The sequence below is a fragment of the Vibrio sp. 10N.247.311.12 genome (assembly GCF_041467515.1).
Classification (GTDB): Bacteria; Pseudomonadota; Gammaproteobacteria; order Enterobacterales; family Vibrionaceae; genus Vibrio; species Vibrio crassostreae_C.
In genome coordinates this window covers 13701-33575 of record NZ_JBFSUV010000058.1, presented here as the reverse complement: position 1 = coordinate 33575, position 19875 = coordinate 13701, and the positions used below count along the sequence as shown (strand labels likewise).

Genomic DNA, 19875 nt, shown 5'->3' with positions numbered 1-19875 from the left:
GCTTGTACGGTGGTGTGAGAGGACGGAGGCCGTGAGGCCTCCTCCTACTCGATTACTTATAGTGCCACAAGCTAGTCACTATATTGCTATAGCCTGTCGTCATTGTGCCACAAGCCAACCACCAGCGGCTCCACCAAGTTCAAAGTTAAGCCAGCCGGTTTGCATATAAACTATACAAAACCACACACCATTATTATAATTACTTCAGTTCTCAAAATCTTCTAAGTTCTCTGCCACTATCCGGTAGTTCCCTTATTAGTCGGGTGATATGTCCCGTTGATCATACCAGTCCTCGACTGAATTTATTGAAAATGTATTTTTCACTGATCCCTCATCGCGTGTAGCAACCGTCACACAGCACACCTAAGCAGATTGCCTCAGTCTTCTTTGGCGTGCTGTGTGGTGACAGTTACGTGTGGTGAAAAGTCGGATAACCTGGGGATAGGCTTCGACTTAACAATAATAAAAGTTGCCCTGCATTGGAGCGGGGCCTTTTTTTTTCTAAAAAGACACTTTACCCTTGGCATTTTCAGTTTCCTAACTTGAACAACTCTTTTATTTTCATTTTCCTTCATTGAAATGGTCGTTGATGTATACATAAGAAATCACCACGAGATCAAAACAAAGGTTATCTACCATGAGAAAAGTCACGTTGTACTTACTTCCGCGAGGGACACCGGCCCCGACTTCTATAAGTTCATCGATTCAACGTACAAAAAGGAATTGGAACTCCCTTCTGAACTGATTCAAAAAGGGGTGATTCTAGCGTTCGGTGATGGCGAAGATTCGTACCATGTGTATATCCAAGAAATTCACTATCAAGTGAATGAAGCAATAACTAAGGTGCTGTGTAGCTACTGCAACAATGATTTTCATGAAATGGGTATACTTCGGTAAAAAAGAATTCTTCGATGCCTTTCTAACGCGGCTGGTGGCTGATAAATGGGTGATTTCAGCTGACGAACCAGAGTAGTGCAGATGGCTTCTCTTGAACGAAAAAAAGAACCCGATCAATAAGGGTTCTTTTTTAATGCCAATAGATGTCAATTTGGAACTGCGTTTGGATTCAAGAGAAAAGCAATACATGAAGATCTGTGGCCATGTGTTCTAACTTCTAATATTATCTACACTCTATATTAATAACTATTAATATCTATTATTAGTATTGGAACTATGGGATCTATAATAACTATGGAGTATCTTAAGTAATTGTTTATAAAGAACTTTTAGCGGTTTCAGTTACACATTACCCGTATGTTTGATCTCATTTTCCGAACATATGATCATCTTACCCGAACTTATGATCTTTCTATCCGATTCTTTGATCTGTATATCCTTGTTTATTGATCATTTAGCTCTCTTCAAACACACACTTTATCCGTGTTTTCACCATGTTGACACTGAATAGATTTTTAGCACAGTTTTGAGCTGTGCATAAGTTAATTAAGCCTCTGTTTTTATTAGTAATTATCATCAACAGATAGGCTGTTAATTTCGTTAAGGAAGCTTTCAATTGATTGAGCCATTTCCACACGTTGTTCTTCTTCTTTTTCACGACGCTTGATAGCTACGTTTATCTTGCTTGCTCTGTCTTGTTCGCCTATTGACGTATAACAGTGTGAAAGGTTCTTTAGCTCATCAGTAGTGAGCTCACTTCCCCCGACACGCTTCATTTCTAATGAAGAGATTATCCGCTTTATATCTTCAATGTTGAGCTTTTGAACTGGGCCTTTCTTCTCAACCCAACGGTACAAGAATTTGATCTTTGATATCTTACGACCTTCACGGTAGACCTCATAGCCATGGGTTCTGCCATCTTCAGAGTCGTAGAACATGATCTCTTGATTTGTTTCTGAGTCTTCTTCTATACCTTTAATGCTGGCTTTGATGCAACGATCAATAAATACGCTGTTATTGGAAAAAGAACGTTTTCCTGATTTGATCTTCCCTGCAGGGTCATGGAGTCCAAATAAGCCCTTTAAGTCTTCAATATCAAAGGTTTGTAGGTAAGTCCCACCGCCTTTGAAACGACTAAGTATTTCATAGAGACGTTTGGCATACTCTTTTTTAAGGCTAAGAAAGCTCTGTGTAGTAATAAGAGCGTAGCTATTATTATACTCGATGTAGGCATCTTTGAGCTCTTCATTCGGCTTCATTGTCAGGCGTCTATCTTTGTATGTCACTCGTTTGAAAATTGAGATGAAGTCGAACTCTTGGATATCCTTGGTATCATCTTCAACTAACACACCAATATTTTTCTTAGTCAGTCTATCTGCAACAGGTCGGAGTGTCTTTGCTAGTTCCTTTGGATCAATGTTTAGCCATCGCGAAAGCTGAGTTGATGTGAATTGATAGGTTGGCGTGTTATTATTCTCCCAATCTTCAGGCTTCATGTGCGCTATCATTAAGGCAAACAGGTCTGCCTCACGCTGTGTGAGGTCTTGCTGGGAGAATACAAGCTTATGCGCTTTTTTAAACTGTTTTGGAAGTGTATGCTTCTTCGAGGTATTGACCATATCCATGCCTAATCTCAACTGTATTTTCTACTATCTGGAAGTATAACACTTTATCCGTGTTAGCATCACAGCTTTTCCGTTATTAACTCTAGAAATCCGTGTATTTCTACAAAAACTCTCCGCATGCATTGAAAGTTCGCTGGTGGCATCTTCGTCATCGGTTATAACGCTTTCAACTTCTTGATTATTAATCGCACATTCATACCTTTAAACACGTCCAATAACGATAGTATCAATGTCTAAACCAAACTATTTATCTCGTATGTGATCAGTTTATCCGTGTAACACTACAGATATTCCGTGTACGTTTACACTGTAAGATATCACTTCATTGAATTCGCTATGATATTGTTTTATATAGTTTTATATGTAGGGTAGTTGCGATAACTATAGGTTTTATACTCACGCTCATATATTCTATTTGGTTGAAATGCATCCAATCATAGTGAATTCTTGATCTATTTATCCGTGTTTTGTGCCAAGACACACCTAAGCCCTGTTCATTTAGATCAGTTTGTCCGTGTCATATGACAGGCGTGGGGGCAAATACCGGTCTTTAATGATCAGTTTATCCGTGTAGTATTACTCTTAATCCGTGTTTATACAGCTGACATGACAATTCTACTGCTTTCAATGATCAGTTTATCCGCGTATTAATACATTTAATCCGTGTTTTTTAACGACGAACCTAACCAAGAGGTTTGATGATCAGTTTATCCGTGTAAATGTACATATTATCCGTGTTTCGCTCACTTGGTGAGTGTCTAGTTTGTGGTAAAACCGTTCTTCTCCCAGTTCTCCGTAACAGTCATCAATACATTACATATTTTCCGTTTAAGCTAACAAACAGGAAGTACTGTTGTTTTGATGGTTTTGTGCTCGGTAAATGTACACTCTTCACGCTATTTGGTCTTATCCTGCTTATGTTTCCTATTCATAACCCCCTTGTTGATCATTTTATCCGTGTATACACATGCTTTTTCGATTAATCACACAATATATCCGTGTTTTTAGTGGTTATTAGATATGGTCACACATATTTTCCGTGCTTCCATCACATATAACCCGTAACTTATTACAGGTTTTCCGTGTTGTTTTGTTTTTCACACACAAAATCCGCGTTTCACACGGGTTTTATGTGATATTGATCCTATCCAATGTACTTTCTTAACCAGTATCCATAGCTGAACCACAGGTTGGACTTATCTCAATGCAACCCAACTCGCCAATGCGACACATCCAAGTGTTGTGACAGCCTCAAAGAAGCCGTTACTGGCTGGCGTCAGTGGCACTCGATATCGAGTGCTTATCGGCCAAAAGAAATTGACTCCCGATTTCGTACAGGCATCTCCTACCAGGTGAGCTATATAGCCAAAAGTCAGCGAGTATGCCCAAGGAAACTCATACGTCGCACACAAGAACCACAGCCCAAACGCAGCAAGTAAACTGTGTAACGCTCCTCGATGCCCAAGAATGCCTTCAATCGGTATACTCAAGAACGGTACAATGCGCCCTACCCTGCTATGTCTCGTGTCAATGTCAGGCATTAATGCTCCTAACATTGCGAAACCCATACCTGCAAATGACATCCAATAGAATGTGTCTTGCATGGTATTCATGCAGATGTAATAGGCGCTTGCTGTTGTGATTTGATGATTGATTGCCTTCACGCAGCACCACCCTACTCACCCGTGTTGCCGTTCGTTGCTTTATCCACGCGACGCTCTAAGTCTTTAAAGGCAATGTCGCTTGAGGCTCGCACATCACGGAATAAATCATCACTACCGTCGTTGTTCGAATCGTATGGCATGAATGACAGCAAATAGACGCGGTACTGAGTACCTTCTCGAATAACTTCAGTATCCGATACGTCGTAATCAAACAGTTGTGCATTGGCCACCAGCTTATCGATCGTTTTTTCAGTCAACGATACGACTTTGCTTTCCGTTGTTGCTGAATTGGTTGTTTCTGATGTGTACGCACGTTCACTGCCCGATACGATTTGGCGATATTTCTTGGCCAATTCGAACTCAGCGTTAATCTTCGCTTTGGTTACCGCCATGTCTAAGTCAGAACTCATTCCTGTTCCGGCTGCAAAAAAGCCTTCACCGTTAGACTTCGGTGGTTTCATGTACCAAGATGGAATGTTACTCAGTGTCTCATCCACACGGTCAACCGTTGCGTCATGCTTCGCCTTTTCTACTTCCAATTTGGTCATGTCGTTAGATGCACAACCGACTGCCATGATTGAAATCATGAACGCAGCTAATGTTTTCTTTTGAGTCATTTTCATTGGTCTAGTCTCTTTTTAATGAATTAACGCTTTTGTTATACATACGCGAACTCATAGTTGAGAAAATAAATTGAAGTAGCGTTATAGCGACTGGGACCGTTGCGATGATTGCCCCAACACTCATCAAACCTGCCATTTCTTCCAGATAGATATTGACGCTGCTTAGAACGGTTGTGGTGTGTGAAGCTGCGTAGATTAAGCCGACATAAGTAAACACCCCAATCCACAGTGAGCCAGCCATTGCGATTTTGATGTCAGTGAGAGATGGAAGCATGTGCAGTGTTACTGAAGATAAAACCCAGATGAGAAACCACTGTTGCCACCCTGCTTTATTCATGAACAACGTTAGGTCAATTGTGTTGTTATTAAAAAGATACGGTGTCACTTGTGGTGAGAGGAAATACAGTGCGACGATGCCTGTGAAAATTGGGCCAATACTGACTATTACTTTTCGAATTGAACCGGAGATGGTCATTGGGTATTCGTAATTTACGTAGCCGAGCACGGGATTATCTTGAGTCGGCATTTGAAACAGTTTCACTTCGGTTACCTTAAACCCAACCAATTTGCACATCAGGTAATGTCCGAGTTCATGTAAAGGTACACCAACTATTCCCGTGATAAACACGAGTACTCTGCTCTTTTGGAAGCGCTCCATCAGATACTTAAGTACCCAAATGGCGGCAGCAATAGTTAGGAAGTGGATCATAGAGTTACCAATAAACGTAAAGACGGTAATAAGGTAACGTTTCCCTCAAACGATGTTTTCAATTAAAGAGCCAATTTTCGGGCGTTAATTGGCAATATTTATTGTTGACCGTGCCGTGCGTCTATCTTTCGGACCTTTATTTGATACAACTCACACCAATGGAGAACTTGTTGAAGTCTTTCTGGTTTCGTAGATTCATCGATCAAAAGCGCAGCCGCATTAGAAAGCTGTAGCTGTTCAAAATTCAATAGCCGCCCAGCTACACGGCCATCATTGTCATAATCCGCGTTCAGCATCTTGGCTTGATATTGGCACTTTGGAAAGGTCGTATAAGGGGAGTCTGACAGTATCGCGACTTCTCCGGATACATTGCCCAGCAGCAGGCTGACTTTTTCCGTCACGGATAATTCACACTTCTGGCCACGCAGGTCGATAACAGAAAGTACAAACGGCGACTCGGGGATAAGCGTTCTTGCCCAAACACCATTGAGCTTCACATTTGAGGGCAGAGGATGTCTCGCAAAGATATTGAGAAACAACTCATCAGGAACAGCCTTTGGTCCTAAGTTCAACCGGGTGATTATAAATTTCTTCGGTATCTTACCGAGCTCCACCAGCGTGCTCGTGAGCATTGATTCCATTTCGGCTTCTTTCAACCACACCCCGCCTTGCTTTATCGGCAAGTTAAAGCAATCACCATAAAGTCCTTCACCATTTGCGAGCCCTTTCGATTTCAATATCAACGGCACACCTGCGCCACTGCCAGTATTTGTTCTGTGTTTGGCGTATGGAATTACATAGTTCATACCTAGCATATTCGATGTCCATTTTTGATTCTGTCATCATTGGTTATACACCGATTTTGGACTGGTTTAGACAGTTAGGATTTCTTTCAAAGACATTGATATATAAGGGCTCAAGGAGAATTCGCTAATTTTCAAAGTGGGGGGAGATTACTACTAAAAAATGGATTTCGTGATGTATATTCATAACATCACAAACAAGTTTAAGAAGGCATATTATGATTACTGAAATGATTAGCTCGCTAAGAGATTCGGTTACTCCATTCAAATTTGATGGTAGTACTTGTGATGTGCTTAAGGCATACAACAAAGATGGGTCCCCGAGCTGGCTCGATGAAAAAGGTGAGCTCATCGAGGGGATTTACATTGGTATGGAGAACGAGGTTTACCATGCCCTACCCGCGTATTCATCATCTCAGTTGAAACTGCTTGTAAAGAAATCCCCTGCCCACTTTTACAGAAAATACATAAGCGATATTGACCGTGGTAGAACCGTGTCGAAGTCGCTGCAACGCACCTTTGATGCAGGCACTTATGGTCATGAGTTGGTCCTAGAGCCTCATGGGTTCTATGACCGCTATTACCGCGATATTGTGCCAGCTGATTACCCAAATGCCCTTAGAACGGTCGCAGAAATGCAAGCGCTTGTTGAGAAGCTTAACATCCCTAATGTGCCAAAAAGCGCCAATAAAGAGCGTTTGATGAAAGAGTTATTGGCAGTAGAACCGACCCTGCAATTTTGGGATACGGTTTTAGAAGAGCACAACAATAAGGCTATCCATAAAGGTAAAAAAGCGATTGATGCCATTGTCTGGGACGATGCACACCGCGTACACGAAACATGTCGAGATAATGTTGATGCAGATGCATTGATTCAAGATGGGTTACCAGAGATCTCCTTTATCGCTCGCTGCCCAGAAACTGGCTTGTGGCTCAAGTGTCGCTTTGACTGGCTACGCTTCGACTGTATTGCCGTTGATGTAAAAACAACTGCGAGTACGGACCCTGATGCGTTTGCCAAGCAAGCGGGTAACTTGGGGTATCACATTCAAGAAGCGTTCTATACCTACGTAGCAAGCTTGCTTGAGGTGAACTTGGGTGCCTTCTTGTTTGCATGCATTGAGTATGTCGATGCTGATTTATGTGAAGTCTATGACTTACAAAGAAAGGAAGAATCGATGATTAAGTTCAAAGATGGGCTACATACATTGGCGACTTGCCTTTCTACAGGCGTATGGACAAAACGCGTGAATCTATCAGGAATCACTTCTATCACTATTCCGAAGTACTGCCGTTAATTGGAGGGCGCTATCATGACTAATCAATCACTAGTATTACAAGCAGTCGAGGCTGCACGTCCTCATTTTTCGACTATCGTTGCTGAGAACCAATCGGGTCTTGATACAGACTTAGAGCTGGAATATGTGGCATACATTCTGGAAAGCTTTGGTGAGTCGATTACCTCTAATATGGATGCGAACTCAGTGTATTGGAGCATACTGAACCAAGCGACCATTGGTTTGTCTGTTGAGGAAGGCTTGAATCACGGCACCTTTTTGTATCGTCACGATTATGTATCGAATTTCTTCGTGTTGGAATTTATGCCGACATACCACGGACTGATTCACTTAGCGTTCGAGTCAGGTGAAATGGCGCAAGTTACAGCGGATCAAGTTTTTAGCAATGACCAATTTGTCTATCATGGCTCTCGTTCACTGCCTGAGCATACTTCTCAAGGTGCCTATGCAAGTGGGGACTTACTATGTGCTTATGCTGTTGGGGAGACACTGGGAGGGCATGTTTATTGTGAAGCACTATCCCGTGAAGAGTTGGATGAGATCGAGCTTATGGCGGCTATGAGTTTCAGTTCTAACCAGTCGGTTTGGAATACTGCATTTGTTGGTCAGATGCGTAAGAAATCTGCAATTCGTAGAATGATGCGCTTGTTGTTCAATCAACTCGGTTTCGATAAGCCTCATTACCGCAGTCGTATTAAAACGCTCATGAGCGTAGAAGATAATATGTGGACGAACATGAAATCCACCATGGACCACGAGATCGCTCGTGGAAAGAAAGAGAAGCAATTATTAAGTTCAAACCAAAACAACGTTCCTGTTAACACCTTTGGACAGCCAATCAAGAACACCAATACTGTGTGTACTTCGAAGGTAGTTACACACACAGGTGAGTCTGCTGCTGATTTGATTAAGCGTGCAGGTTCCACTGATGGACCAAAAATGGAATTTATTCCTCCGGTTCAAGATGCAACAGAACAACCGTCAACTGATAACCCATCGCCAACCACTCTTGGTTCTGATGGCTTTATGGGCGGGTGGGGGTACTAATGACGAACACTGAAACTTACAACGAACCTGAGCGACTGCCTACTGCGAATATCATCACGCAAGGGAAGAAGAATGTATTCCTCACTCATTCTGTAGTGAGTGGTCGCTCCAAAAAACTGATCTACAAAACTAAGCGCAGCGATACCGGCTCTGTCAAAGAAGTTGAGTGTACTCAAGAGCAGGCCGATGTGTATATCCACCAGCAAGTCGTGAAGAGTTTGCGAACACATCCTGATGACATTAACTTGCCACATATGTCTATGTTAGGTCTTCCCAAGGAATATAAGGCAGTGCGTGAAAGAGATGTTCTGGTCCGTTTTCGAGTTCCCGAGGCGTCAATGTCTTGGATAGATAACGACATCCTCTCCGTTGACTCGACGACATGTTTCAATTCAGATTGCAGTTTTTTTCCTACTTCTGGCACAAGTAATTTTACCCTTGCTGTTCTGACAATTTACCCTGTGGATTCTGGATATTTTGCAACGTTGAAAACTGAACAAGGGTATACCGGTCTTCCTATGAGCCATTGGATGTCGTTAGTACCGATATGGCGAAAAACGGTGGTGAAGACAGAAATTGCGATTCTGATTGACAGTGAAGCTCAATCTGATTTACCTGGTCTTGCAAAGATGGCGAATAAACGCGGGTATACTTTCCTCGGAGCGATATCTGGTTTCTTCAATAAAGTAGAAGGCAGTTCTGAAGCTCTCCTTAGTCAGCTATCTGCCTGTAAGCTGTTTGCTGATGCTCGTGTCCCGGCTGAACCTACTATGGACGATGAATTTGGGTTTGCCTTTTCCATGGCCACCAATTCTGTGTATCGATTCGATGCAAGACGCTCAATTCTACTGACCATCATTGATTTCGATTCAAGCACCAATACATGGGTACTTGGCTTTACTGATACCGGTGAGCGATTAACACAGATCCCTTATTCTTATGACGACTTCTTTACGATGGGTTACCAAATTGCTGTTGTGGCGAGTTTTCGTGAGCAAGAATTAGTGAAAGTCTTTAGCTATCAATTCCACTCTAGTTGTCTCGATGAAGAGTCCTCTTCAAGCCAGCTAGAGACGAAAATGTAATATTCGGTGCTGCACCTCAAAGCCAATCTCCCCCCGTTTTCTATTCTCGGCCCCTGTTTATGCTTACCTAACGCCAATATGGGGGGAGGGGGTGTTTTGTTGATTTAGTATCTACTCATCAAAGACAAGAAGGTGATAGATACATGAATACAACTAAAGTGCCGAGCACTCACTCTGATCACGACACACAACCTGTACCCAGTCAGTTAATTGAATCGATGGAACGCTTTGAATTTGATTCGATGACAGAAGCACAGGTAGAAACCGCTTTTGAATACCTAATGGAGCAAGTGTCGTAGAGTATATCTCCGGCATTTTACCCGTGTTCCAATCTGTCATCATGACAGAATAGTAAGAGATTTTGATTGTTTAGTGTGACTAGCTTCATTCTGGTTTGCTTTCATCTTGTTGGCATTTCCACATTCTCATCACTCCTGTTTGGTCACTACTACAACAAAATTTCTTTCTCATACATTGAAGCCTAACATTCAGTCAGTTCCCGCGTTTATGTATCGCAGAGCTGACTTTTCGTATGTTAGTGGTGGCTTCAAACCCATTACTCCTTACTCACGTCCGTTTATGAATTGCACAACATGGCCGATAAGTACAATAGTAGGACGCGTCCTACTATTTTAAGTTGTTGTTTTTGTTGTGTTTTGTTTTTTCCTCTATCGTTCCCCTATCTTTTGCAGAAAAGTACATCATTAGTTTAAAACTGTATCGTAAGTCGAATTTCAATGAATTTATCCAAAATTGACTTATTATATCTTTTCTTACCTTTAATATTGGTTCATACTAGCTTTCAAACAGGCCACTGGTGGATATTGCTATGGGAACAATGACAGAGAAACAGCTCAAGACGCTTGAATTAGTTGACGAACTTGGGGACGGAGGTGCTAAATTCTTGGAATTGCGCCGCGAAACAAATGAAAAGCAACCTCGTTCTTTCACACAAGCTGAGGCATTGAAGTACCTCGAATGTTCTCAAAAGGTATTGACCGATTTAACGAAAGCGTTAGGTATCGATCCTAAACGCTATGCTGAGGTTGGTATTCAGTACTACCTGACTCTTGAAGAGCTGTACTTGATCCGCGATAACATGCCGAATACCACCGTTCTTAAGAAAAGACACAAACCATTCCAAAGAACAGCGAAACAAAAGACGCAGATTATTGCCGTTCAAAACCAAAAGGGCGGGGTATCTAAAACGTCACTGGCCAATGCAATAGCGACAGGTTTGTCGATTAACTATCATGTTGGTTACAAGATCTGTCTTATTGATATGGATGGTCAGTCAACTCTGACGAGTTTCTACCCTCCAGTTCATAAACACGAAACCAAACACATTGAGCGAAATGGTGCTAAGTATATTTCAGACGCTCGCACCAGCATTGGCGACTTGATGGCACTTGATCCAAATACAGACACGTTTCAGGACGAGGTTCGTAACGCCGTTTCAGATACGCTCATCCCCAATCTGAAAATTATCCCTGCGTCTCAGTCCGATAGAGACTCGGAATCTTTGAGTGCCAGTAACCAATTAGCGGGACAGAATGTTGACCCTACAACCCGTTTGAAAAACATCTTAGATGCTCTCGACGGTGAGTTTGACATTATCCTGATTGATACGCCGCCTTCATTGGGCTTTGCTACGTTGAACAGCTACTTCGCTGCGACTAGCGTGTTGATTCCGTGTAAGGCGGAACATAATGATACCGATGCGACCTGCGCCTACTTTCAATATCTGGATAGCATCATTGGTAACTTCATTGCTAAAGGTCATCAAGGCTACGATTTTGCGAAGATTGTCATTTCCAATTGGAAGGGCAGTGACTCGGAACTGGACATTTTCAATGCTCTAGTCAGTCAGTTTGGTGATGCAGTGTTGTCGACCAAAATGAAACACAGTGAAGCTGTAAAACGTTGTGCGTCTGAGCATAGCAGTGTTTTCGAATTCTCTAGGTCAATGGACAGTAAGAAAGGCAAAGCGTTAGAAGCGGCACAGGCGAACTGTAAAGAAGTCGTGGCCGACATTCATAAGCTGATAACGGACGTTTGGAAACAACAGGACAAAGGTGAGGAGCAATAATCATGGCCAATAACCGTCTAAAGAAAATCGCTGCTGCTAACGCTGCTAAGGCCGCACAAGAATCACCTTCAATCACTGAACCTGAAGTGGAGAGTGTGTCGAGCTCACAACGCAAGCCCCAAGCCTTCATGGGTGGTAATGAGCGCGAAACCACTATGACCTTAGCACAGGGGAAGTTGGCTTCCATTGAAGCTTCACTAAAGGAGGGCGGCATTAGTCTCCAAGAGTTTTTAACTGAGACTAAGAAGCTGGACTTTGCGCAAACAGGTCGTGAGATTAAGTCCATTGATGGTACAAGCTACCGTGCTATCCAACGTACCTTGTCATACGATGAGATTATGACTTTGGTTAGGATTGACGTGGACAACGTTCGTGAACAGTCGAGCCGCAATACGATTCAACTCAACAAGATGAGTGATGAAATCGAGTTCGGTATGCAAATTTCACCTGTACTTGCTTACCAAGGTGAAGATGGCCTGATCTATGTCGTGGATGGCTCATGTCGTACTGATATTGCCATGGATAAAAAAGTGGGGCTGGACTTTGAAATATTAGATCAAATCCCAACACCTGAAACCATTACCTGGCTGGTGGCGTCGTCTGACATCAAAACGTCTTTCAATTACTACGAAAAGGGCAAGCTCTATTCTCGTTTGATGGAAGTGAATGATTGGTCGGCGTACAAATTAGAGAAAGAACGTCTATACGAAAAATCAGACATCTCACTCTCCCTCGCTATCTACTCGATGCCTGACAGTCTGAAGAGCCTGTTTTCAAACTATGCCTTTAGTAGCCGAGATGCCAAGTTCCTTCGTAAATTGATCGGCACGGTTTCAGAGAGTGAAGATAAGCAAAGTGCCTTCACGAAATGGATTGACGAAAACCGCTCAGAATTCGAAGCCATGAATGCAGAGGAAGTGAACAAAGAGCTTATTGCACGGTTGAAAGATTGGAGTCCTGTTTCTCCTAAATTGGGGGGCATTAATAAGGAACCTCAATCGTGGGCAAAGAATGGGAAGGTATCGGTATCATTCCAAGTCGTGAGTAAAACAAAGTCGAAAATTGAACTGAACAATGCAACGCCAGAGCAGATTGCTCAATTGGAAGAGTTCAGCAAAACTTTGTTTGGTTAGGGCGGTTTTTGGGTAGTAGGACGCGTCCTACTATAAACTCAGTGGCATAATTACCTCTTGATGCTGGTGGTCAAGCAGCCATGTAATGAAAGGGCTGTGCTATAACACGATACGAACTCGACTCTGCGGTCTATTGTGGATTCAAAAAAAAAGCTCCCATATGATGGGAGCTTCCGATAACGATAAGTTATTGATTAAGAGCGTCTTGTAACTGCCCTAATACAAATGCCTTATCTTCTTCACTCTTTAAGTCTAGGGCTTCAATAAACCCTACACTGTTAATGAGTTCCTGCAATTTAACTTTATCCAAAGTTGGGCCAATTAACTCAAGGATATTGTGTAACATATCGACTTGAGCGTAAGGACCATATCCCCGACCCAATTCATGAGAATGGTCGATGAGGGAGTCAGTAAATGAGTTCATAGTTACTCCATACTTGGTGTTCTACCGTACAAAGACAGGTAGGTTGGCGGGTTAGTGTGGTTACTTAGTTTCGGTAACTACAATGTCAGTGCCTGAAAACGAAACAGTGAACGTGAGGTTGTTGAGGTTGCGCTTCATACCAGAGTCCCTGAATGCTTCATCAAGCATTTTTTGAATCAACACTTCAGGGCTTGACGCTCTGAGTTTGTTGTACAATTTCTCAAGCAGATAATTGTCGCGGTCTTTGTCACTTTCACTAAAACATCCCCATTCATCTTCGTAGTTGGCATAGATTCCTAGTGCGGTTGATAAATGTTCTCTTTCTGGAATAACTAACGTTCCATAATCAAATTCATCACCAGACACAACTACGGCATCCGTTTCTATGACTACCTGACCATATTCTCCTTTCAGCGTGTATTGGTCGCACATAACGACAGGTATTGAATACATGCCATTGAGTTTGGCCGTCGAAGTAGGGTTAACCAATTCGATACTGACATCGAGTTCACTCACTTCGCGGATTTCACACTTGTGGATCCAGTGGTCTGCATGCAGGCCGCACACGTTGACAAACAAAACATTTCTTAAGTGCTTCAGGTAGTTGATGTTGATGGTATCTTCTTCACTTTCATGCTCTGGGAGGGCAAAGAGTAAAGATGATTCCACTTCAGCGCGAGAAATCGGCTGTTCAAGTTGGCTATGTTCTACGCCATCATATCCAGCGAGTCCGAGCTCGTAACTTTTGGTATCCCCAATCTCAGACTTCGTTAAATAGTCAACGTTGTTGAGAACTTGAGGGGCATAGTTCACGGCTTTTCTCCATAGTAAACGGTCGAACGCAAACGACTGGCCAAGACGTTTCAGTTCTTTTTGGAGGAACTGCATCATCAGGGTTTGAACACTCGTTCGAATTGATTGCTTGACAGTTTCTGCATCTAACAATTCAGCTCGATCAGGCATTCTTGCTTTTACATCGTCGTTCAAGTGAACGATATGATGAGGGTTTAACTGGTTTGAACTGGTGACCGCATTGGTGCTAGAAATCAGTGCGCCTTGCAGGTATGCCAGCCAAGATAAACCGTTGTGTTTAGTGTCAAAATAGATACTCCCGTATTCGAATTTGTGCTCGATGTATTGGGTCGAACTTTCTAAAGTCGTTCTTGAGTGATTTTTAAACATCAGAACTCCATTTAGAACGACGTCAATGTCATAGCCTTCACCAATTCGATCAACCTCACGGTCATATTTGCTAGAAGTTAAATAGCCAAATAAAGCGTCGGAAATACCTTCCAGTTCAATCAATGTACCGTTCCCTCGCAGGCTGTCTTCTATCACGATAGATTCACCCGAAAGGATGGCTTCAGTACTTGATGAAAGCATTTGATTCTGACTTTGGATTTTGATGTGTTCGCACGCGAAGAGAGTGCTTAAAAATCCCATTCCGTATGGATTACATTTGTCTACATCGCTTGACCAGCCTGACTCCGCGATAGAAAGAAGCTTTTGCATGTCTGCGATACCCGAACCATCGTCCAGAATCGTTAAGCAGGCACGGCCATTTTCGACTGATGTGGTAAACGATATGGTTGTAGCATTGGCGCGGGAAGCGTTTTGAATCAATTCATTGATCACTTTTCCGGTATTGGAAAAAATCGCACCAAGGTTCGAAAGAAAATTGTTTTCATTAATTTTGATTTGAACTGAGTTGTTTGAGTTAGTCATAGTCTTATCCTCGATATAGGGTAGGTAATGAATCTGCGAAGCGCTGGGTGAGCACATCACAAGGGGTTACAAGCCGGTTATAAGCGCATTCAACGAGACATAAATGCCTGAAGGGGAACGATTGACCGGGAAGTTTCATCCGATTGGATGAGGTTCGTTGTCATTGCTGGACAATGAGGTTTGTTAAGTGCTGGTGGAAGTACCAGGTTCTAACAGGGGGTTAAACTCTGTGTTTGTGAATCGTAAATGTTAGCCAAAGTGTTATGCCTGCCAAAGCCCAAGAGAGTAGGGTGATCAACAAAACATGACGCCATGTTTCACAGAATTCGACCACATTATGGAATGCAGAAGGGAAGTCTGTGCTACGAACGACAAGAACAGGGTGAATACAGAAATAAACCGTCGTTAAACCAAATAGTATGGTGAACAAAGTGCTTAATTTCATGGATAGTTCCTCACGGGTAGGTGATATCGCAGGTACATAAAAAACACCAAAGAGGTGTGTGTTTTTAACCGTTGATTGGGGTTAATTACGGGTAGTAATGCGAGTGGGTAACTCTTGTTGGTGTCAAAGTGCATTGACAGTAAGGACATGCATAGCATGGGAGAATTGGAAGCTCTCCAGCTTGGAGAAAACGATCACTAATACTAGTGATGATGTTTTCGGGTTGAACCGTATCAATCTAGCGTATGGGGCTGAAATAAATGGCAATTAACGAATCCAAAATACATGTTTCGAGCTCTCGTTCAGTGGGTTACGTACTAAGTGGGGGGAGATTGCTAGGCCAGGTATGGGAAACGTCGTATATTGAATTCAACGAATAGCCGGGGAGCAGCAATGGAGAATGAAGTAAAGCGGGTAAAGTGGCATAGCCATGGATGTCGTGAGCTGATTGATGTGATGCGTTCATTGTCTCTCAGTGACATCCAATATCTGTGTGAGCAGCCAAGCCCAGTTACCACTGAATTTATTGACGAGTTCGCTCATTCAAAATGTTATGTCTTGTGCGAGGGTTTGATTGTGGCTGGAGAACGTAGCCGGTTCCCGATTCGAGGTGTGATTCTGTCTGAGTATGGCGTTGACCTTCATTACCTCAATGCTTTCGATATTGAAGGGAAAACGATATATATCGATGCCTATGGGCTATTTACACGTATTGAAGATATCTCAAGGCGCTATCAGATCGACGAAGCAAACATGACGGTTTTTGAGTTCGACTTCTATGGACTACAGTGCCGAAACCCTGACATGCCGGTCGTCGTCCTTCGGGAAACGTTAGATGCGCTTAGACATGGTATTGGTTCACCCGTGGACTACGTTCGCTTTAGAGACAATGCTTGTCGTCACTTGCTATTGAATATTCAAAATGAAATTAACTAGGAGGGAAGTATGTTAGCTCAGTATTTTGATCGTATAGATGAAAGCATCGACGCGTTGCTGGCCACCGACTTAACAGAGACTCAGAAAAAAGCGATCTTGGCGTTGGTGAAAGACTCTAGCGAAGAGGTGTTGGCCTCATATAACAGAGCGGTTCGAGCAGAAACCAAAGTCAATGTGATGAAGACGAAGTATGACACGATCTGTTTGAGTGCGATGGATGCCGCGAGTGGAGTGCATTAAAAAAGGCCACTGTGAAAGTGGCCAAGCTGTGTTGTTTGCTAGTTTTATTGGTTTTGTTACTCCGATTGTTGCGAAGCCAGCCTGTTCATTTCATCGACGGACATTAGCTTAACAACAAGAGAATCTGGTAACTGACCATGCACACTAGCTGCAGGTAGCACCACTTTCCCTTCAGAGTTCAATATCTGGATCATGTTGTTGTTATATTTTTCTATAGCAGCAAAATCATAACCCTGAGATTTAAGAGCCGAAAACGCTTTACCAAACGGGTAAAACACAATGGGGTGTTGTCTTAATGACGTTTCACTTTGTTTGTCGATCACCATCATGGCATAAGCCATTACCCCTGATAGGACCATTAACCACACTAAGATGATCTTCGGCAATAGATTTGACGTCTTACTTTCCGTTTGCGTTTGCGTTGCTTCAATCACGGTCGGTTCTTCGTCGCCTTTAGGTTCGTCGGGCATTGTTGGTTTTGATGCCTTCTCAATGAGTTGTTCAAGCTCCTGACTGGAATTCGACGCCTCAGTTGGTTGGTCATTTTTCTTTTCATTATCACCAGTGGCCATATTAGATCTCCTTAAACGTCAGTTTTAAAGGGGCTTGAAGTAGGAAGGTCACTTCTTGCATTGCTGGTACGTCAACGGTTGGCCAGATTTCTTCCAACATTTTTACGTAGTATTCCGAAATGCGGTCCAAAGATGAGGCGCCACCTTGGAGTACTGCCGAGGTGCCTAGTGTCCCTAGATCGGGTGTTTGAAAGCCTGTTCCGTCAGAGTTGATGTCGACACCCGGCACCCTTGATGGGGCAATACCTTGTGCCAGTCCAGAAAAGAAACCCGCCCACATGGAGCCTTTCAATACTTCACCGTTTCGAGCAACTAACGTGCCTGGAATCCCTGCCTGACCGTCAGAGCCAGTAGCAAAGCCTTGCGCCGCTGCTTCTGCCGTGAGTCCGTCCTCATCGATGCAGACCACTTTTTCTAGTCTCATGTAGGCTCTGCGGTCTGACAATTGACCAATGCCGGATAATAGTGCCTGACAGTCTCTTAGGTCAGCACGATAACCATTTGGCAACAGTGCATCTGTCTTGATGCGCATGACCGCCGGAAGGGGCTCTCTCGCTGAACCAATACTGGTTGGAGCTTGCATGCCTGATAGCAAAGTACCGGTTACAAGGCTGGTGGTTGGCAATGAAATTGAATACCCTTTTTGCTCAGGTTTTTGCTGATAGTTCTTCAAGGCTGCAGCCAACTCCATTTCTTTCTGATTCAATGCCTCACGTTTTTGCGCCTCTGACATTTCATCTTCATCGACCAGTTGGTTCGCTTCTACTAAGGTTTTTACACGCCCGTCTTGCAACAAAATCGCATCATTCCCTTCATCGACACTTCGAATGCCTGCAAGAGCTGGGGGAGGGGAGCTGCGCAACTGGCTCACTTGTTGGTTCGGCACGCCATTAGTGTCGACAGTGATTTCCGTTGCGTTCCCGTGTCGATCTACAACGACTTGGCGGCCTTGTCGGATTTGGTTCGGATCATAGTTGGTTCTTTCCAATTGTCGTTTGCCTGACTTCCATTCGGCAATCTCAGCATCTTGATCGGCCATTTTTTGACGAAGACCATCGACCTCTTGTCTTAACAGGTCGTACTGGTAATTGTCATTACGTGCCGACGACTTTTTATCGATAGCCGAAATTTCAACTAAGGCGTCACGAACTCCGTCAACGTCTTCCCTCTCTAGTTGGGTACGTGTGCTCGAAGGCATGAACACTTTTTCGATTTTATTCGCGTCTGCGTTCGGTCGTTGAATTTTGCCCGGATGAATAAATTGCATCGCAACATAGGCGGCAGGAACAATACAGACGCCAATCACCCCATATCGGAAATTTTTGTTGGTTTCCCAAAGCTCTTTAAAGTTAATCTTCATGGTTCACCTCGATTAATCCAGAAGTGATGGACGTTCATTGCGAGAATGCATACGTTGGTAGTACAGTCGGTCGCGCAATACGTATACTTCGGTTTTTTCTGATGGCTTTAAGGTCGCTTTGTTTAAGATACCCGTTGCGATCACGTCATCATCTACCCAGCAATCCTGCTCTCGCAAAACCACATTTCGATTCGTAACGTTTTTAACCAATACAACGTCCACGATTCGTCGAGACGATATTAAACGTTGTTTCGTCTCTGCATATGTTCCAAATCGACAAGGACGTAACGCGTCTCGCGGAATGTTGGTCTGTAAGTCAAAACCTGTAGGTGTTGCTTTTCCTGCCGTTTGCGCAAACAGTTTGTTGATACCCTCGACGTATGGAGATGACTTAACTTCAGGATCACTGGCAATGGCCAATTCAGATTCCATATCTTTAATGCGCTTTTCTTGCTCAATTTTATCCTGTTTTTTGGACGCCAATACGCGGTTCACTTTTGCTTGTAGTGCTTTGTTGTATCGGACATCGACTTGTACCATTGCAGGCATGACATCAAGTGGCCAAATCGTTAAGTTAACTTGGGTTTCAGGCACCCCTTTTTCGAACATAATGATATTAAAAGGGGCATCGTTGTTAGATGTGAAATAGATAAAGCTACCATCCACTTTCATGACAACATTGGGATCTGAACTGCGAATGTTAATTTCTTTGAAAGAGGTGCGAATACTGTTGAGAATGTACTTTGCTGCAGGCAACGTAATATTGTCTGAAGGGCGTAGTTTGTACTTCTGAACCGGCTTAAACTTTTTCGCCATTTGTCGCTGCATACGTTCGAATGCAGTCAGAGAAGGTTTCGGTGGTTGGGCCGTTGGTGGTGTTGCGACAATCACGTTCTTGTCTGATTGGGTGACTCTTCCAAATTCATCGACGGATTTTGTGCTGACAATAGGTTGCTTCGCAGCTGGGTCATTGACTGGAGTGAATTGACTTAATGACTCTTGCTTATCGGTCGGTAAAGATTTGACTACTTGGTCAACCATTGCCGCAACAGCTGCTTTATTTTCTGGTTGCGTTGTTTGTCGCTCCACTTTCGAGCCAACAGGTTCAATAGGGATGACGTTTTGGTTTGCCATTGCACCGAATGATAACGTGGCACAAAGCAAGGTCGTATATCTAGCGAGGTGATGTAAATTTTTCAT

19 protein-coding genes are annotated in these 19875 nt (G+C 43.2%); 8 read left to right on the top strand and 11 right to left on the bottom strand.

Going from position 1 to position 19875, the window contains the following annotated elements:
• Positions 1–1460 precede the first annotated feature (1460 nt).
• From AB6E30_RS20275 to AB6E30_RS20255, 5 genes are all read right to left on the bottom strand, one after another.
• A complete protein-coding gene (locus AB6E30_RS20275; RefSeq protein ID WP_170964545.1) occupies positions 1461–2516 on the bottom strand; it encodes a replication initiation protein in 1056 nt (351 codons plus the stop codon).
• Between the two features lie 1202 nt (positions 2517–3718).
• A complete protein-coding gene (locus AB6E30_RS20270; RefSeq protein ID WP_372105023.1) occupies positions 3719–4186 on the bottom strand; it encodes a metal-dependent hydrolase in 468 nt (155 codons plus the stop codon).
• A gap of 11 nt (positions 4187–4197) precedes the next feature.
• Positions 4198–4809, bottom strand: coding sequence for a hypothetical protein (locus tag AB6E30_RS20265; protein ID WP_372105021.1), 612 nt, complete (start codon positions 4807–4809; stop codon positions 4198–4200).
• 4 nt (positions 4810–4813) lie between these two features.
• Positions 4814–5518 (bottom strand): hypothetical protein, encoded by a 705-nt coding sequence (locus AB6E30_RS20260; protein WP_102423357.1) that lies wholly within the window; start codon positions 5516–5518, stop codon positions 4814–4816.
• A 98-nt stretch (positions 5519–5616) separates the two neighbouring features.
• Positions 5617–6333 carry a hypothetical protein gene (locus AB6E30_RS20255; protein ID WP_136987029.1) on the bottom strand — a complete coding sequence of 239 codons (717 nt, stop codon included), beginning with the start codon at positions 6331–6333 and terminating at the stop codon, positions 5617–5619.
• A gap of 206 nt (positions 6334–6539) precedes the next feature.
• Here AB6E30_RS20255 and AB6E30_RS20250 point away from each other — a divergent pair, with 206 nt between their 5' ends.
• From AB6E30_RS20250 to AB6E30_RS20225, 6 genes are all read left to right on the top strand, one after another.
• Complete coding sequence (locus AB6E30_RS20250) at positions 6540–7619, top strand: PD-(D/E)XK nuclease-like domain-containing protein (RefSeq protein ID WP_136987028.1); 1080 nt, start codon at positions 6540–6542, stop codon at positions 7617–7619.
• Between the two features lie 15 nt (positions 7620–7634).
• Positions 7635–8666 carry a recombinase RecT gene (locus AB6E30_RS20245; protein WP_081230253.1) on the top strand — a complete coding sequence of 344 codons (1032 nt, stop codon included), beginning with the start codon at positions 7635–7637 and terminating at the stop codon, positions 8664–8666.
• The gene (locus tag AB6E30_RS20240) at positions 8666–9751 is read left to right on the top strand and encodes a hypothetical protein (protein ID WP_372105019.1); all 1086 of its coding nucleotides are present in this window, start codon (positions 8666–8668) and stop codon (positions 9749–9751) included. Before AB6E30_RS20245 ends, AB6E30_RS20240 begins: the two co-directional genes overlap by 1 nt.
• A 143-nt stretch (positions 9752–9894) precedes the next feature.
• Positions 9895–10050 carry a hypothetical protein gene (locus AB6E30_RS20235; RefSeq protein WP_154724030.1) on the top strand — a complete coding sequence of 52 codons (156 nt, stop codon included), beginning with the start codon at positions 9895–9897 and terminating at the stop codon, positions 10048–10050.
• Between the two features lie 530 nt (positions 10051–10580).
• Positions 10581–11840: a ParA family protein gene (locus AB6E30_RS20230; protein ID WP_081230251.1), complete on the top strand. Its 1260-nt coding sequence runs from the start codon at positions 10581–10583 to the stop codon at positions 11838–11840.
• 2 nt (positions 11841–11842) lie between these two features.
• Positions 11843–12973, top strand: a complete 1131-nt coding sequence (locus AB6E30_RS20225; RefSeq protein ID WP_136987026.1) for a hypothetical protein — start codon at positions 11843–11845, stop codon at positions 12971–12973.
• A 187-nt stretch (positions 12974–13160) separates the two neighbouring features.
• Here AB6E30_RS20225 and AB6E30_RS20220 read toward each other — a convergent pair whose 3' ends face one another.
• The 3 genes from AB6E30_RS20220 to AB6E30_RS20210 form a co-directional block, all read right to left on the bottom strand.
• A complete protein-coding gene (locus AB6E30_RS20220) occupies positions 13161–13397 on the bottom strand; it encodes a hypothetical protein (protein ID WP_086714996.1) in 237 nt (78 codons plus the stop codon).
• Positions 13398–13457: 60 nt separating this feature from the next.
• Positions 13458–15122, bottom strand: coding sequence for an ATP-binding protein (locus tag AB6E30_RS20215; protein WP_372105017.1), 1665 nt, complete (start codon positions 15120–15122; stop codon positions 13458–13460).
• Between the two features lie 220 nt (positions 15123–15342).
• The gene (locus AB6E30_RS20210; RefSeq protein ID WP_133150982.1) at positions 15343–15567 is read right to left on the bottom strand and encodes a hypothetical protein; all 225 of its coding nucleotides are present in this window, start codon (positions 15565–15567) and stop codon (positions 15343–15345) included.
• Between the two features lie 393 nt (positions 15568–15960).
• Here AB6E30_RS20210 and AB6E30_RS20205 point away from each other — a divergent pair, with 393 nt between their 5' ends.
• Positions 15961–16503 carry a hypothetical protein gene (locus AB6E30_RS20205; RefSeq protein ID WP_372105015.1) on the top strand — a complete coding sequence of 181 codons (543 nt, stop codon included), beginning with the start codon at positions 15961–15963 and terminating at the stop codon, positions 16501–16503.
• A 9-nt stretch (positions 16504–16512) separates the two neighbouring features.
• Positions 16513–16743 carry a hypothetical protein gene (locus AB6E30_RS20200; protein WP_086714999.1) on the top strand — a complete coding sequence of 77 codons (231 nt, stop codon included), beginning with the start codon at positions 16513–16515 and terminating at the stop codon, positions 16741–16743.
• A 56-nt stretch (positions 16744–16799) separates the two neighbouring features.
• Here the strand turns inward: AB6E30_RS20200 and AB6E30_RS20195 are convergent, their stop codons facing one another.
• From AB6E30_RS20195 to AB6E30_RS20185, 3 genes are read right to left on the bottom strand one after another with little or no spacing between them, the layout of a single operon-like run.
• Positions 16800–17315: a hypothetical protein gene (locus AB6E30_RS20195; protein WP_372069111.1), complete on the bottom strand. Its 516-nt coding sequence runs from the start codon at positions 17313–17315 to the stop codon at positions 16800–16802.
• Position 17316: 1 nt separating this feature from the next.
• Entirely contained in the window at positions 17317–18675 is a 1359-nt protein-coding gene (locus tag AB6E30_RS20190) for a TraB/VirB10 family protein (RefSeq protein ID WP_136987022.1), read from the bottom strand.
• Between the two features lie 12 nt (positions 18676–18687).
• Complete coding sequence (locus tag AB6E30_RS20185; RefSeq protein ID WP_372069110.1) at positions 18688–19875, bottom strand: hypothetical protein; 1188 nt, start codon at positions 19873–19875, stop codon at positions 18688–18690.